This window comes from Macrococcus sp. GL_134 (genome assembly GCF_057834705.1).
Map to the genome: position 1 here is coordinate 355,537 of NZ_CM174409.1, position 15,961 is coordinate 371,497.

The 15,961-nt window shown below is 38.4% G+C and carries 18 protein-coding genes; 12 read left to right on the forward strand and 6 right to left on the reverse strand.

The window, feature by feature from the left end:
- The first annotated feature begins 68 nt into the window (after positions 1-68).
- The 5 genes from pglZ (at position 69) to AC3IPL_RS02000 (ending at position 8,315) form a co-directional block, all read left to right on the forward strand.
- On the forward strand, positions 69-2,615 hold the full coding sequence (gene pglZ / locus AC3IPL_RS01980) for a BREX-1 system phosphatase PglZ type A (RefSeq protein WP_489241378.1): 2,547 nt from the start codon (positions 69-71) through the stop codon (positions 2,613-2,615).
- A gap of 13 nt (positions 2,616-2,628) precedes the next feature.
- Positions 2,629-4,674 (forward strand): protease Lon-related BREX system protein BrxL, encoded by a 2,046-nt coding sequence (gene brxL / locus AC3IPL_RS01985; RefSeq protein ID WP_489241379.1) that lies wholly within the window; start codon positions 2,629-2,631, stop codon positions 4,672-4,674.
- A gap of 56 nt (positions 4,675-4,730) precedes the next feature.
- On the forward strand, positions 4,731-5,384 hold the full coding sequence (locus AC3IPL_RS01990) for a glycerol-3-phosphate responsive antiterminator (RefSeq protein WP_489241380.1): 654 nt from the start codon (positions 4,731-4,733) through the stop codon (positions 5,382-5,384).
- 313 nt (positions 5,385-5,697) lie between these two features.
- The gene (locus AC3IPL_RS01995) at positions 5,698-7,686 is read left to right on the forward strand and encodes an alpha/beta fold hydrolase (protein WP_489241381.1); all 1,989 of its coding nucleotides are present in this window, start codon (positions 5,698-5,700) and stop codon (positions 7,684-7,686) included.
- A 485-nt stretch (positions 7,687-8,171) separates the two neighbouring features.
- Complete coding sequence (locus AC3IPL_RS02000) at positions 8,172-8,315, forward strand: hypothetical protein (protein ID WP_489241382.1); 144 nt, start codon at positions 8,172-8,174, stop codon at positions 8,313-8,315.
- Between the two features lie 9 nt (positions 8,316-8,324).
- On the opposite strand, the gene AC3IPL_RS02005 is transcribed toward AC3IPL_RS02000, so the two are convergent.
- On the reverse strand, positions 8,325-8,765 hold the full coding sequence (locus tag AC3IPL_RS02005) for a hypothetical protein (protein ID WP_489241383.1): 441 nt from the start codon (positions 8,763-8,765) through the stop codon (positions 8,325-8,327).
- A gap of 121 nt (positions 8,766-8,886) precedes the next feature.
- Here AC3IPL_RS02005 and AC3IPL_RS02010 point away from each other — a divergent pair, with 121 nt between their 5' ends.
- Together AC3IPL_RS02010 and AC3IPL_RS02015 are read left to right on the forward strand one after the other, a co-directional pair.
- A complete protein-coding gene (locus AC3IPL_RS02010) occupies positions 8,887-9,078 on the forward strand; it encodes a hypothetical protein (protein WP_489241384.1) in 192 nt (63 codons plus the stop codon).
- Positions 9,079-9,284: 206 nt separating this feature from the next.
- A complete protein-coding gene (locus AC3IPL_RS02015; protein ID WP_489241385.1) occupies positions 9,285-10,184 on the forward strand; it encodes a PfkB family carbohydrate kinase in 900 nt (299 codons plus the stop codon).
- 115 nt (positions 10,185-10,299) lie between these two features.
- Here the strand turns inward: AC3IPL_RS02015 and AC3IPL_RS02020 are convergent, their stop codons facing one another.
- Positions 10,300-10,602, reverse strand: a complete 303-nt coding sequence (locus tag AC3IPL_RS02020; RefSeq protein WP_489241386.1) for a hypothetical protein — start codon at positions 10,600-10,602, stop codon at positions 10,300-10,302.
- A gap of 412 nt (positions 10,603-11,014) precedes the next feature.
- Here AC3IPL_RS02020 and AC3IPL_RS02025 point away from each other — a divergent pair, with 412 nt between their 5' ends.
- The 4 genes from AC3IPL_RS02025 to AC3IPL_RS02040 all read left to right on the forward strand — a co-directional run bounded on the left by AC3IPL_RS02025 (position 11,015) and on the right by AC3IPL_RS02040 (position 13,147).
- Complete coding sequence (locus AC3IPL_RS02025) at positions 11,015-11,299, forward strand: hypothetical protein (protein ID WP_489241387.1); 285 nt, start codon at positions 11,015-11,017, stop codon at positions 11,297-11,299.
- A 7-nt stretch (positions 11,300-11,306) separates the two neighbouring features.
- The gene (locus tag AC3IPL_RS02030) at positions 11,307-12,179 is read left to right on the forward strand and encodes an Ig-like domain-containing protein (RefSeq protein ID WP_489241388.1); all 873 of its coding nucleotides are present in this window, start codon (positions 11,307-11,309) and stop codon (positions 12,177-12,179) included.
- Between the two features lie 48 nt (positions 12,180-12,227).
- On the forward strand, positions 12,228-12,350 hold the full coding sequence (locus tag AC3IPL_RS02035) for a hypothetical protein (RefSeq protein WP_489241389.1): 123 nt from the start codon (positions 12,228-12,230) through the stop codon (positions 12,348-12,350).
- Between the two features lie 152 nt (positions 12,351-12,502).
- Positions 12,503-13,147, forward strand: coding sequence for a FusB/FusC family EF-G-binding protein (locus AC3IPL_RS02040; protein ID WP_489241390.1), 645 nt, complete (start codon positions 12,503-12,505; stop codon positions 13,145-13,147).
- Between the two features lie 34 nt (positions 13,148-13,181).
- On the opposite strand, the gene AC3IPL_RS02045 is transcribed toward AC3IPL_RS02040, so the two are convergent.
- From AC3IPL_RS02045 to AC3IPL_RS02060, 4 genes are all read right to left on the reverse strand, one after another.
- A complete protein-coding gene (locus AC3IPL_RS02045; protein ID WP_489241391.1) occupies positions 13,182-13,859 on the reverse strand; it encodes a DUF1129 family protein in 678 nt (225 codons plus the stop codon).
- Complete coding sequence (locus AC3IPL_RS02050) at positions 13,846-14,028, reverse strand: hypothetical protein (RefSeq protein ID WP_489241392.1); 183 nt, start codon at positions 14,026-14,028, stop codon at positions 13,846-13,848. Before AC3IPL_RS02050 ends, AC3IPL_RS02045 begins: the two co-directional genes overlap by 14 nt.
- Positions 14,029-14,397 carry a PadR family transcriptional regulator gene (locus tag AC3IPL_RS02055; protein ID WP_489241393.1) on the reverse strand — a complete coding sequence of 123 codons (369 nt, stop codon included), beginning with the start codon at positions 14,395-14,397 and terminating at the stop codon, positions 14,029-14,031. It lies immediately after the preceding gene.
- 191 nt (positions 14,398-14,588) lie between these two features.
- On the reverse strand, positions 14,589-15,014 hold the full coding sequence (locus AC3IPL_RS02060) for a LapA family protein (RefSeq protein WP_489241394.1): 426 nt from the start codon (positions 15,012-15,014) through the stop codon (positions 14,589-14,591).
- A 221-nt stretch (positions 15,015-15,235) separates the two neighbouring features.
- On the opposite strand from AC3IPL_RS02060, the gene AC3IPL_RS02065 reads away from it, so the two are divergent.
- On the forward strand, positions 15,236-15,751 hold the full coding sequence (locus tag AC3IPL_RS02065; RefSeq protein WP_489241395.1) for a DoxX family protein: 516 nt from the start codon (positions 15,236-15,238) through the stop codon (positions 15,749-15,751).
- Positions 15,752-15,961: the final 210 nt, after the last annotated feature.

Consider the following 15,961-nt stretch of genomic DNA (forward strand, 5'->3'; position numbering starts at 1 on the left):
TTTTTGCGTGTATATTCTGAGTTGTTATTATAAGATGAGTATATACGTTTAAATGAAGAGGTGCCCATATGGATATCAATCGAATTGAAGAGAGTCTGAAGCGGTTATTTAATGCACCTTTAAAAGAGGGAGAAAACCGCAAGATTATTTTTTGGAATGATAAAGATAGAGAATTTGAAGAAGATATTGAGAATTTAAATTTAGAGGATATTAGAGTTCATAAAATGACTGAAAGTAATCTGTTTATGATTAAATATCTGGTTGAAGAAGAAGATACAAATAGGTCGTATCTAATTTATACATATTTAGATTTGGAATCAGAAGACAACTGGTTATATGATACGGTGAAGTATTCGGAAGTCTTCTATGCAGATCGTCTTTCTATGATATTAAATGATTTGGGCATTGATACGGCTTTAAGAAATGTTGTTAAAAACTATATGAAGTTCTTTAATAGTAAAGAGCGATATGCAAAGTTTAAAGCATTGAATATACAAGGGGTAACTGAACAGCAGATTGAAGTTGGAATTATGAGTGTTCTCTGTAATTTAAGAAACGCAGATTTCGAGGATGTTGTCAGAACAGTGTTAGTAGAAAGTGTAGCTGATGATAATAAATACCTGACTTTATTTGAAAAATTCTTTGATGTACAAGTGTTCTGGAAGTATATTGAACGTGTTTATGATTATTCACGAGAGCTTCCGTCGCTTAAAACATTTCTTATGTATTTAATGGCTACTGCCTTAAGTCATCAGGTGGAAAGTAATAAGCTCAAGTCTGTAAACAATTTTATAGCGACTTATAATGGTAACAACTCATATATATTTATTGACCGCTGGAAGCAACATAAGAAGGATTATGTTGTTTACAATAACTATGCACGTTTAATTGAAAAAGAACTCTCGATTAGTGAAATGTTAGAAACACTGCATATTGAGGATTACAAGATTGCTGATATTTTTCCTGTCATCGATGAAAAGATTATTTCTTCAATTTGTAATGGTTTATCACACGACATAATAGATTATGATGAATATACTAAGCTGCTGAAACTTAGACGTTCAAAACATTTTTATGACGTATATGAAAATATTTATGAAGCTTTAGAATATACACTGAAAATCGTTCATTTTGCGGATAATAATAAAGTGATTCTTGAAAATGACGCAGATCAACTCTATCAAGCCTATACCGAGAAGTATTATTTGATGGACTCCTATTATCGTAAGTTTTACTTAGCTTTTGATAAGGAGCAGCATGAAATCTTGAAAACATTACAGTCAATCGTCGAAGCTAAATATACGCATGAGTTTATAGAGGAACTGAACTCTAAATGGTCGAATATAGTGTCTGATGAACTGGCAGTCAACTGGAATATTGCTGGTGTGACTCCACAACGTAGATTCTATTCCAGTTATATAGCGAGTCATATAAGGAAGGATGAGCGTGTATTTGTCATTATTTCAGATGCTATGAGATATGAAATAGGTGAAGAACTTGCAGTTAAATTGGAAGAAGTGAATCATCACTCTATAAACGTGGAATCCATGCTATCTGTTCTACCTTCTATTACGAAGTTGGGAATGGCCGCTTTACTTCCCAATCGTCAAATTGATTTCGATTCTAAATTAAATGTTACAGTGGACGGCATGAGTTCTGTGAGTCATGAGAGAGAAAACATATTAACACAAGTTTCGGATGATGCAATGACTATTGAAGCGAAGCGAGTATTGGGAATGAAGAAGGTTGAACGTCGTGAACATTTTAAAGGTAAGAAACTGGTATATATTTACCACAATGAAATAGATGCAGTAGGAGATCATGCTGCAAGTGAGGATGGTGCCTTTGAAGCTGCTGAGAGAGCAATAGATCAGTTGGTTTCAATTGTTAAATTGATTAAGGATGATTTGAGCGGAACCAATATCTATATTACTGCTGATCACGGATTCATCTATCAGCGTAAAGAGTTACCGCCTTCTGATAAAATTCAAATAGATGCTATTAACAAATTAGAACTGAAACGTCGGTATATGTTATCCAGAGAAGACAAGCAACTAGAGGGTCAACTAAAAATTAATTTATCGCACATCATTGAAAATGAACAGCGGCTTAATGCTTATATACCATTGGGTACGATGAGGAATAGAATTCAAGGTACAGGTGTTAACTTTGTTCATGGTGGAGCGAGTCTGCAGGAAGTAGTCGTGCCAGTTGTTACTTTTAAAAGTAAGCGTGTAGGACAGAGTTTAACTTCCCTTATTCCAAAAGTTAAGGTGGCTTTAACAAATCAGTCACGTAGAATTACTAATTCAATCTTTAATCTGGAGTTCTTCCAGACAGAAAGTGTTGGGGACAAGTATTCAGGGAGAACAGTGATGGTTTATTTTAAAGACGAAAATGAAAATATCATCTCAAATGAAGAAAAAATTATCGCTGATAGAGAGACTGCTGTTCCAGCTAATCGTCTTTTTAGAATTCGGTTTGCTTTAAAGAATCAATCATACGATAAGAATAGAAATTATTACTTATGTATTGTTGATAATGAAACGGAACTGGTTGTAGAACAAGTTCCATTTAGCATTAATCTCGGATTTGTAAATGATTTTGATTTCTAGAGGGGTGAATTAATTGGAATCACAAAGTGTTGTCGAGTTAGATAGAAAATTAAATAGCGTGTTTGCAGGACGCGTTGTTCGCAAAGATTTAACTAAGTTGATTAAAGAAGGCGCGAATGTACCTATCTATGTTCTTGAATATCTCCTGGGGATGTATGCTGCTACTGATGATGAAGAAAGTATAGGAGAGGGAGTAGAGCGTGTTAAGAAGATTTTATCTGAAAACTTTGTTCGTCCAGATGAAGCTGAAAAAATAAAATCACGAATACGTGAAACAGGTTCATACTCAGTGATTGATAAGATAACTGTTTCTTTGAATCCTAAAATTGATACTTATGAAGCAGAGTTTTCTAATCTGGGTTTAAAAGGTGTTCCTATTTCATCTAGATTTGTTAAAGAATATGATAAGTTACTCGCTGGCGGTATCTGGTGCATGGTCAAAATCGACTACTATTATGACGAAGAAGCAAGAAATGCTAATCCGTTTAATGTAATTAATTTGCAACCTATCCAGATGCCGAATATGGACATTACTGAAGTATTTGATGGTAGAAAACAGTTCACTAAAGATGAATGGATTGATGCCTTGATTCGCTCAACTGGCATGGAACCGACCCAGCTAGATGAACGAGTGAAGTGGCATTTGTTGCTTCGGTTGGTCCCATTAGTAGAAAATAATTTTAATATGTGCGAGTTAGGTCCACGAGGTACTGGGAAATCTCATGTGTATAAAGAGATTTCACCTAATTCTATTTTAGTATCAGGTGGCCAGACGACAGTCGCCAATTTATTTTATAATATGTCTTCGAGAACAATAGGATTAGTCGGTTTATGGGACTGTGTAGCCTTTGATGAAGTGGCTGGCATCCGTTTTAAAGATAAAGATGGTATACAGATTATGAAAGATTATATGGCTAGCGGTTCATTTGCACGAGGCAAAGAAGAAAAAACAGCTTCTGCCTCTATGGTTTTTGTCGGCAATATTAATCAGAGTGTAGATGTCCTCTTAAAAACATCTAGTTTGTTTGCTCCTTTTCCTTTAGAGATGGCAAATGATACAGCTTTCCTTGATCGTATGCATTATTATATGCCGGGCTGGGAAATACCGAAGATGCGACCAGATTTCTTTACAAACCGTTATGGCTTTATTGTGGATTATATAGCAGAATTCTTCAGAGAAATGCGTAAACGCTCATATGCTGATGCAATTGATAAATATTTTATTCTGGGTAATAATCTGAATCAACGTGACACCATAGCAGTGCGTAAAACGGTATCTGGATTGATTAAACTTATTTATCCTAATGGTATTTATACAAAAGAAAATGTCGAAGAAGTTTTACGATACGCTTTAGAAGGACGCCGCCGTGTTAAAGAGCAGCTGAAAAAGATTGGTGGAATGGAGTTCTATGATGTCATGTTTACTTATATTGATAAAGAATCACTTAACGAGGAACATATATCAGTGCCTGAACAAGGCGGTGGAAAACTGATACCTGAAGGAATGAGTAAACCAGGTCATGTTTACGTCTGCGGGCAGTCAATGAGTGGAATGATAGGTGTCTATAAGATAGAGAATCAGATGGTGAGCGGCAGTGGAAAGTTCGATAAATCAGGTATAGGAACTGCTAGGGATGCCAAAGAAAGTCTGGATACCGCTTATAGATTTTTTGCAGCAAACAGCAAAAGTATTAGTAATTCTATTTCAACTAAAACGAAAGACTATCTGATGCATATTACTGATTTGCAAGGAGTCGGGCTGACAGATGAACTAGCAATTGCTGAATTAATCGGCTTAAGTTCAGCTGCATTAGATAAGCCTGTTCAAGACAGTACAGTTGTTATCGGTAATATGACAGTGGGTGGCACAATTGCAAAAGTCAGTGAGTTTGCAAATGTCTTGCAGGTCTGTGTCGATGCAGGAGCGAAACGAGTGCTGATCCCTGCAGCATGTGTAATGGATTTGCAAACCGTACCACCGGATTTATTAGTTAAAGTTCAGCCTCTCTTTTACTCAGATCCGATAGATGCAGTTTACAAAGCTTTGGGAGTGAATTGAATTATAAAAAGAAGGTGTTTTAGATTTTATTCGGCTTAATTATTGTTGCAGATTTATTGTTTATCATTTTCATATTGGGAAAATTGCTATATGAGAGAAATGTCTATGGATTAAAAACATTTTTAATATTACTTATCATTTTTCCGCAAATGATTTTATTTTTTCTTTCCATCTATATAATATTTAAATGGGAGTTTAAAGAATCACTTAATATTTTAAAAACAGTAGGTACACCTATACTTACTTCACTAGGATTGATTATAACTGCTAGTATAGCTTATATAACGACAGTAAATAATAAAAATATAAGCGAATTAGACTTGATTCATCTTTTAATTAAGGCGCAAAAAGATATGTTAAGTGAGGATTTAGAGGAAAAAGCAAAAGAAGTACTAGATCGTCTAAAAAAAGAAGTTAATATAAATAATATAAAGTTCTTAAGACTTAAGGATACGCTCATTACTTTTATTTCTAATCTTCCTGAAGAGGAAAAATCAAGACTGGAAAATATAATGGATATATGTCGGAAAATACAACCGGAATTTATTAAAATACTTCCAGGCATAATTCCAAGTATTATTAAAGAGATTCAAAATGCCACTGCGATACCAGTAATAACCGGAGGCTTGATTCGAACACAAGAGGATGGGGATATGGCTATCAAATCCGAGGCTCATGCTGTAACTACATATAATGTGAAATTATGGTAAAATTATGCGAAAGACAGTTATGAATAAGAAACGAATTTATAATAATTAGAAAAATTAATACAATTGAATTGACAACGCTTTCATAAACTACTATATTAGTTGTAAGTTAACAGCTTGTGACGAGATTAAGAGACACATTGAGTACTTTGGGTAAACCCCGAAGGTATTTGATGTGTATTTTTGTGTGTTATGAGTATGGGAACAGGAGGAGTCAAGGGAGAGTTCAGATTTTAAAATTACATTGAGTTACAAGTAATAACTTTGTGAAACAAGGGGAATCATCATGAAAAATGTAAAAAGACCATTAATTTTATTGATTGTTGCACTATTACTTATTGGTATCGGCAGTGCAGTTGCTGCTAGCTTTAACAGCGCCGGCGGGGATGTAGATGTGTCCCGTATTTATTTTGACACTGAGCGGGGAGAGCTGTCGGGTTTGCTTTATAAACCAGAAGGGGCAGACGAAGAGGCAAGGCCGACAATCATCGCCACGCACGGGTATTTGAACTCTGGTGAAATGCAGGATGCCCAAGCCATCGAAATGTCCAAGCGGGGTTATGTAGTCCTGGCACTGGATATGTATGATCATGGACATTCTACTGGAACGATGGAGAAATCAGCTCCGTTCTTCTCCTTCTGGCCGCAAGCTATGTATGATGCGGTGCAATACATGTATGAACAGGATTATGTATTGAAAGATGGCGAAGGAAATGGGATTATTGCTGTTTCCGGGCACTCCATGGGAGGCTTCTCTTCAACGCACGCAGTGATGTTGGATGAGGTTGATTTCCAGGAATCAGGTATCCGCAAAATTCAAAGTTCCTTGACGATGGGTTCTGATTATCAGTGGTTGAAAACACTTGGCTATACAGATAAACAAATCAACGCTTCCTATGGGCCGCGTCCTTCAGGGAAAATTGCTGGCGTTTACGATGAATTTTTCTTTAATGCAGAAGCAGCTGCGGCAGGTCAGCCTGTCGTTAAGAAAAACTACGTCAGCACAGCCGAAGGCCTTGGGTTTTTAGGCGGACTGAAATCAGCGCAAGCGGGTAAATTTTATGAAGTGGATGGCGGTCAACGGATTATTTACCAGCCTAACGAAACACATCCATGGAATCATTTTTCACAGCAGTCTACTGAATATGCAATCGACTTCTATGACACAGCTTTTTCGGATTACGGTAATTTAGTGGCAATCGGTGAAGATGGACAAACATGGATGTGGAAAGAATGGTTTTCATTTATAGCTTTGATAGGTTTTTTCCTCCTTTTCATTCCAGTTATCAACTTGTTGACGAAACTGCCATTCTTCAATTGGGTTTACACAGAGCGTCCGGCGGCGCTTTCTGCACCAAAATCAGATGGTGCGAAACTCGCTAGTTATATACTGCTTATTGTGGGAGCGCTTTATCCGGCCCTTTTCTTTACGGCATTATACAGTGCTAATGAAACAGGGATGACCTTGCTGCGTCAAATCAGCATGATCACCATTGGATTATCTGCGCTGATATTATTGTTCAGCCTTGTAAAAAATTCCGCCAAGTCAGTAAAAATGGGCTCGGGGCTAATTCTTGGCTTAAGCATCGTACAATATATTTTCCTCCATCAGCAGGAACGATTTTTTGCGACTACAGAATGGTTTGGCGGAGCTACAGTCAATCCAATTCTCTTCTGGGCTATCAATGTTGCGATAGTGACGCTGATGATTTTGGTTGGTTATCACTTTGTTTCGAAAAAAGCAGAAGGAGCACGTTTCGCGAATTATGGATTACGTGCTAACATCAAAACGATCATCTCAACTTTTGTTACCGCTATACTTGCTGTCATTATCGGATATGCTGTCCTCTATTTAGTGGATGCAATTTTCCGAGTCGATTTCCGTCTATGGACCGTAGCAGTAAAAACATTTGAAGAACAGCATGTATGGGCTCTTTTACGCTATGCGCCATTATTCTTCATCTACTATTTCATCGTGGGAATATCAGTCAATGTCAATACAGCCAGCAGTTTTTATGATGGATGGAAAGGTTATGGCATATCCATTCTCCACTTTATCGGTGGACTGATCCTATATTTGATCTATCATTATGGCTTGTTGTTCATTACAGGGACGGGCGGCTATCCTGCAGAGTCATTATCATCGATTATTGTAATCGGGCTTGTGCCGATCCTTTTAGTAGCAGCAGTTTACAATCGTTACTTCTTCAGAAAAACTGGAAATGTCTATGTTGGGGCATTTCTGAATACAATTTTATTAACGATGATTACATTAGCAAATACAGTTCTTTATACAATACTCTAGTGATTTAAAGAATGAAGGAGAAGGGTAAGGGATAAATGAACCGCACCCCAAATGGTAGACACTTTAAAAAAAGTGACCCATTGAAGTGACCCCCGAATCCTTATGGAAGCGCTATATATTGTGTGAATGGAAATAGAAGGTTGGGTTATGGAGATGAGATTACCATGCCAAAAACTTTAATTGACGTTTTTACTGTCTATAATATTATTATCAATTGTGATTAATTGCAAAAGACTACGGATGACGACGATTGTTTCAGATGATGAAAGTCATCAGATGAAGGGAAGTACTTTATCATTCGGAAGTAGCTAGCTGATTTACTTGAGCTGGTTTAATATGAAAAAGATTTTAAACAACTTAACTCGGCATCTCCTCTTATAGATTAAGAGGAGATTTTTTTAATTTGTCCTAACATTCCTGACAACCTGCGTCATTTCTTGTCATAGCCTTACCATATACTCCTATAAAAAGGAGGTCATTTGCACATGGATAAATTCAAGAAGATGTTGTTTGACTACTTTGTCGTCCTGGAGGAGGAATATGAGCCGCCGTCCATTAATTCCATCCTGTTGTTTCTGCTGATTCATACTATTGTCTCAGCAACAGTCTTTTATATAGGGACTTTATAAGAAGAAATCTTAAATACTGGAGCCTGTTTTTGTCTCCCTTCCGATCCAAGTTCTTCTTTGCCGCCATTCCCGGTAAATGTTATAGAAGCACAGCAGAATCCAGAGAAGACTCAGTATACGCCATAACCACTCGTCACTCAGATAAAAGGTGAGGTAATAACAGATGGCGGCGAAGGCGATGATGCAGAGTCCCTGAACGATTGTATTGATCCATGACCAGCGCAGCCGGACTGAGAGGGGATAGTGTCTGCTGTAATCTTCGCGGTTCAGGGTATTGGTGAAAATGCTTGTACCAAAGTCTGAAACGAAGGTCAATGCACCTAGTAGCATGAAGAGGCCATATAGATTATCTGAAGTGAGGCCTGATCTGATGATGTCAGGTATAAACAGCAAGCCGAGGATAAGCATGCCGATCTGGCTGAAAAGAAGAATAGCGTCGGTTCTGTTCATATAGGTCTCCTTTAGTGATTAGGGTAATTTTAGCCATTATATCATAGATCTAATGCTGTGCAATAGTGTGTAAATATCTACCGCAAAAGGAATAATCAACTATTAAACGGGGAGGTATTGTATGGATATTAAACGACTATATGATAATGAGTATGTCGTTGCCGAGTCATTGAATGATTTCCTTGCCTTCATCGAGAAGACGATTGATACCAATCAGTATCATATAGACGAGGACGGGCGTTTTCACTATGACCAGGATGAAGTACTCTTCTTCGATAAACTGAAGGATATGGCGCTGCCTTTAAAAGGTTAAGATACTAAGGTAAAGTAAAATCAGATAAGCGTAGAATGGTTAAAAACACCCCGAAGGTTAGAATCAAATCTGACTTTTGGGGTGTTTGATATCTTATGGATACTGTTTAGGTTCTATCAGTTATCAAGGAATGAAGACCTTTTATTTATAGCAATTGGCTACCTAATCAAATAAAATGGAGGAAATACAGATAAAGGTGTGATGCTATGAAGAAGTGCCTTGTTATCGGTTCTACGGTTTGTGATATTATCATTTATGTTGATCGGTTGCCGACGAGCCAAGGGGATGTCCATATTAAAGAGCAGATGATGTCACTGGGTGGATGTGCCTATAATGTTGTCTCTGTATTGCATCATCTAAAGATACCCTACACATTCATCTCGCCGGTCGGTCGTGGTATATATGGTGAATTCGTACAGCATCACTTAGCGGCTAAGGGTATCGAGACGACTGTTCGTCTATCCGGCAATAATGGCTGCTGCTATTGTTTCGTTGAAGAGAATGGCGATCGTACGTTTATGTCAGACCACGGGGTTGAGTATTCGTTTCAGGCAGAGTGGCTGGATGATCTGAATCTTGATGACTATGCATACGTCTACATATGTGGTCTTGAGATTGAGGAGACAGATGGGCCTGAACTTATTGCTGTGCTGGAAGGATACAAAGGTCAGATTATTTTTGCACCGGGTCCGAGAGGGCATTTGATCGATCAGGGCCGTCTGTCAGCAGTCTATGCGCTCTCTCCTATCGTCCACTTGAATGCTGAGGAAGTCATGACATTGACGGATGAAGATGACGTGCAGAAAGCAGTGCTGAAGATGAATGCGAGAACAGGACGCCCTGTGATTGTGACGCAAGGAGCTGATGGCGTGCTTGTCTATGATGGGGATTTCACGCAGCTTACAGGCTATCCGCAGCAAGTCGTGGATACCATTGGAGCGGGCGATAGTCATGTAGGAGCTGTAATGGCAGGCCAAGCCGCCGGTCGTCCTTTAGTGGCAGCCGCCGAATTCGGCAATAAAGTCTCTTCAGAAATTGTCGGAGTGAGCGGCGTAGAACTTCCGGGTGAGGTATACTTAAAACTGCGCGAAGTATTAAATCCGTGAGATAGAAAAATAAAATACAACCTTAAGAATTGATTTGTTTATTGATTCTGAAGATAATATAAAAACATCTGTCTCTGGACTTAGAGAACAGATGTTTTTCAGTATGATGCTGATACTATTTGTATTTCATCTCATAAATATTCTTTGCAGCGCGTCGTTCAGTCATTCTACGCTCCTCATCTTTAATGATGGCAATCAGCTCATCTTTATCATAGTGCTGGTAACTGCGTTCAAGACGACTGACTTCTTTCTCATTACGTTCCTTCTGCTTATCAATATGATCACGTGTCTTCTCTGCCTGCTTAATAACCCCGTCTTTAATCTCATGACGATGATCGATTAAATAGCCAATCCCTTCTCCTAACTTCTCACCGGCAAACCTAGCACCATTACCCAGCAATCCAAACAGACGATTCATCTCACTGTCCTCTGACGGAACCGGCATCACTGCGTTTCTTGCGCCAGCTACCATCATTATTACGGGAACGATTGTTATTAATTGTTAGGTTATCGACCATACACCGGTGACAGACAATATTACAACAGCACAGTATAGTAGCTGGCAGAAATATTTTATAATTACGAAGAACGTAAGTCGCTTTATTGAAAGCGTATGAACCGCCAGTTAGTGCACCGAGTCTCGATTCAAGGGCTGTCTTCTTGATATAGCAATCAGTTCGTGTAGTTCTTTGATGATCAAAAGAAAGATAAAAAACAGCAGTAATAAAGAATTCAATTAAGTGTAGGATTTCTTTAAAATGGTTATATTCAATTTTATGACAACACATTATATTTGAAATGTATGAAAAAAGCATAGAAAGAGGAATAATATGAACAGAATAACAAAGGGGTTTATGAGTGTTTTAATGGTTTTCCTTCTTTGCTTCAATTCAGTGGGATCATTTGCTGAAGCGGCTGCTGATGTGGAGAAACCAGTGATCCAAACTATTTCAGTGAATAAAAAATCGGCAAAATTAGGAGAAAAAGTTGTCTACACCATAAAAGCTACAGATAATGTCGGGATAAGAAGAGTTAGTCTTTCACTGAGAAGCCCTCAAACAGAAAAAGACGAATACCTTACAGCCAATTATGTAAGTCCTGACTTACCAGGTTGAAAAAACTGTGACAGATGCCACTGAAACAGGAACATGGAGAGTTGTGACAGTATCGGCGTATGACACATCTGACAATAATCTGAGCATCAGCAATAATCAGGTATTAAGTTGGGTAGGAACAAAGGATTACAGCTTTTTGAATGTTAATATTGGATCTGATGATAAGGTTACGGAAGTAGTTACGACGGAACAACCAACGACAGAACGCCCAACAACCGAGAGACCAACAACAGAACGTCCAACGACAGAGAAGCCGACAACCGAGAGACCAACGACAGAGAAGCCAACAACCGAGAGACCAACAACAGAGCGTCCAACGATAGAGAAGCCAACAACAGAAAAACCAACAACAGAACGTCCGACAACAGAGAAGCCAACAACAAAGCCACTTGTAACAAATACTACGCCGACTATTAATACTATCAGCAATAATTCTACTACTGTGAGTAGTAAGGCGAAGTCTTATAGTACAGTTTATGTAGTGGCTAATAAGAAAGTGATTGCCCAAGGTAAGGCCAAATATAGTAAGTATTCATTAAAAATTGCTAAGCAAAAAGCAGGAACTAAAATTTCGGTATATACTGTCTATAAAAATGTTAAGAGTAAGACAGCGACCACAAAAGTAATTGATAAAATAGCTCCTGTGGTGCCGAGCATTAATAAGGTGACGACTAAGTCCGTTGCAATTACTGGTAAAGGCGAAGCTTCATCTAAAGTGTTAGTGTATAAGAAAGGGAAGCTTTGGTTGTCTAGTTCTGTTACTTCTAAAGGTATCATTAACGTGAAAATCACCAAACAGAAAAAAGGCACACAGCTTAAAGTATATTTGAAAGATAAGTCCGGCAATATAAGCAAGGAACGAGCAGTTAAAGTTTCATAATTCTTTTAACGGTCATTGCTGGTTCCAGGCAGATCATCGGGCAAATACTTGACAAAAGTGTGGCTGACAGGCGAAGAAGCTAAGTATAAAGGCATTCCGTATATCATTTTCCCGGGAAATGTCGGAGATGTGGACACATTGCAGAATGTTTACGAAAAACTGAAGAAGTAATGCATGAGAAGTGACTAACTGCTAAGGATGGTCACTTCTTTTAGTTAGGTGGTATTTAAATCTTTTTATTTGACTGACGTCATGTTGCTATTAGTTACTAAGAGCTGAATGATATAATGGATACACAAGCCACAATACAAGGACTGACTTTAATGAACAACATACTGCCTTACCAATATATCGGTATTAAGCGTCAAAGTCTGCGTTTGATGAGAGCATATCAGACGATGAATGACCCGAAGATGATTGAGACTTACCAGAGTCTGATCCAGGAAAGTGTTGAGCAGATTTTCACGGAACCACTGCCTGAAGTGGAAGCATTCTTGAATGTGATGATGGACCGCACGATGACGAGGCACCAGCTGGATAAACAGCTGGAACTGCTGAAGATTTACGTTGAACCATTCAAAGTACCGTCCAATCAGCAGCTGGATAAGCTCTTCAAGAAAGTGAAGAAGCTGAAGTATCCGAACTGGGCGGATTACGATCTCACCGAATCGACTTATATCGGCTGGAATGATCCAGGTCAGCAGAAGAAATTCATCATCTTCTACCACGAAGGTGAACTGAGAGGGCTATACGGTGACTTATCACCAAACGTCAACAAAGGCATCTGTCCGATCTGTAAGAACGACAGCAAGGTATCGATGTTTCTCGCAACGACTAAGATTGCGGGAGACGGTACTTATACCAAGAACGGCAACTACATCTGTCACGACAGCAGGAGTTGCAACCAACAGCTGGATGACCTGACAGGACTGTATGAATTTTTAGTGGCGACAAAGACAGCATTGTAGAAAGAATCCCTGCATGGATATGCAGGGATTCTTTCTAATTTCTCTTTAAGATGACATACATAACCATGAGTATGATTCCACCTGCTATCGCATTGATATACCAGGGGATGTCATAGACGAAAGGGGTATGGAGGAAGACCAGAGGCAAGATGAATAGTGCAAAGACAATGGCACTCAATAAATAGAGCTGAATAAATTGTAACAACCGCTTCTTTTTAGAAGCTTCGCCCGTTGCATCCATTTCATCTTTCTTGAGATAGCGTATGACGTATTTGAGCATGATCAGGAATGAAGTGATCAATAAGATGTAGCTGACAACAAACGCACCGACATCAACGGGTTTTGATTCGATGAAAAATGAAGTAATGAAGTCCGCTAGACCATTCACAACTAACATAAAACCCAAAGGCATGATAGTCACTATGCTCAGCAGTGCAGTTGTATTCCGTCTGCTTTCTACCGGTAGTTCTGCTATTAAATCTTTTACAAATCCTTCTGTATCATGACCGAAGAATTCTTCAGTCGTTATTCCATTTTGCTGCGCTTCCAGCAGATGATCAAGCAGGTCGTTAAGCAGTTCCTCAGTAGCATGATTGCTGAGACGCCATTCCAACCGCAAGTACAGCAGCACTTTTTCATATTCTCTTTTATTGTCCTCAGTCAGTAATTCTCTTTTTTCATTATTGAGTTCGATCAGTTCACTCGTCTTCATCGTTGTCCTCCTCTTCTTTTTCATCTTGTGCAAAAGCCATTGCCATTGAATATCCAAACATTATACCTATAGCAATACCGGAAATGCCTAAGCTCTGGTAAAACACAATACTCATACTTATGGCGAATGCAACACCCATCGTGATGGATGAAGAAGTAAATTTCATCATCTAATCCTCCTGATCCGCTTTTTTTGAACACATAGAGGTGATAGCTTCATTATGGTTCAATAGCTCAGTAATGGGCCCTTGAATCTCATTCCATTCTTCTGTCATTTCTTCAAGTGCCTGAATACCTGACTTGGTGATGAAATAATATTTACGTTTAGGTCCGAGCTCACTTTCACGCATTTCGCTGGTGATGAGCTCTTTTTTCTGAAGACGTAGAAGTACAGGATAGATGGTGCCTTCACTGATATTTCCGAGACCTGAATCCAGGAGTTTCTGTGACAGTTCGTAACCGTAGATTTCTTTTTCTTTGATGATTGAAAGGACACAGGCGTCCAGCAGCCCTTTAAGGAGCTGAGTTCTGATGCTCATCGATTCACCCCTCTAATTTGTAATGCAAGGTAGTGCTGGTAAAACTAACTACTTTGCATTACAAAGTAGTTAGACATAGTATAGGTGCTGTCATCAATAATGTCAAATCAATAGAGCTGGAATTCTGTCATTGTTCTTAAAACATTATAAAAAATCCCCGGTGATTGATGAATGAAATCACAAGGAATTTTTTATGTTTCCGCATTTTTCTGCTGCCGGCAGTAGGTTTTGTATTCTGAACGTGCTGAAGATAGTTTTATGACAGTGCCAATAATGAGTCCTGTCATTGAACCGTATATCCCTGCAAATGATAAATGAGAATCCGCCAGATAATGGTCAGCAGCTAAAAAGAGTCCGATAAATAAGCTGCTGAGCAATAGTGTTAAGAGATTTGCGCGTTTCTGCCATCTATACGCAAGCTCTGGATCAGTTGATTGCTTTTTGTAGTATCTTGCATATTCATCGATGTATGCGATAGGCATGCATGCTGCTAAAAATGTTATTAATAATACAGCAACCAATGGGTCATCCGGCATGCTGATCTGATAGGCAAAAACAATTAATATTAGAAAAACTACAAAAGCAATGATTAAATTGCGACGAATGGGTTTCGGCATGATTCTGTCCTTCTTTCTGCAGATGGTCCAAAGATAATCACTATTTTTATTACATTATACAATAATTGAAAGATTTAAAACACTTATTTTTCCATCCATTTCCTCCTGCTTTAAATTCATTAATGGTTTGTTAATATTTTGTGAATTAATTCACAAAGTAATATGAAAAACCGCGCTGCTGCTATATAATAAGGGTGAAAGAAAAACAGGGAGGAATTTATATGATTCATTGGTTACAGACACATCTGATTGCTCGAATGCTCTTACTGGTCGCACGTCTTTATCTTGGTTATGGATGGTTAATGAGCGGCATCCATAAGTATACTGATGGTTTCGATTCATCAGGTTTCCTCAAAAATGTCATTAAAAATCCGGTCATGACATTCGACGGTCATGTCCAGTACCCAACTTTTAATGCATTTATTGAAAACATTGTCTTGCCTCAGGCAGATTTAATCAACGTCTTAATCCCGTTCGCTGAAGTGACGGCAGGTATTCTGCTCATCATCGGATTGTTCACTCCGGTGGCAGCGTTGGTAGGTCTGCTGATGAATTTCATGTTCTTGTTTGCCGGTGCGATCTCTGTTAACCCGCTCTACATTATTCTCGGTGTATTGATATTAATGGGCGGCTATAACTCAGGCAGATGGGGTATTGATTATTTCATCAGACATATGCTTGAACACCCATTCTTCAGATTCTTCAATTATACAAGCGAATCACTGCACCGTGCATAGACTGATTTAATAACCTATTCGATAGAGTAGGTTATTTTTATTTGCCTGAAACAGTTCATGAAGAGGTTGTTTTCTATATTATTTATGATGTAATCGTTTTCTATACATTTTTTAAATGTATAATGTATAGATTCCTAAAAAGTCATTGAAATTAACTGTATTTATCTCTATGATGGTAACTAACAAAATATTCTGAAAAATAAGGAGATG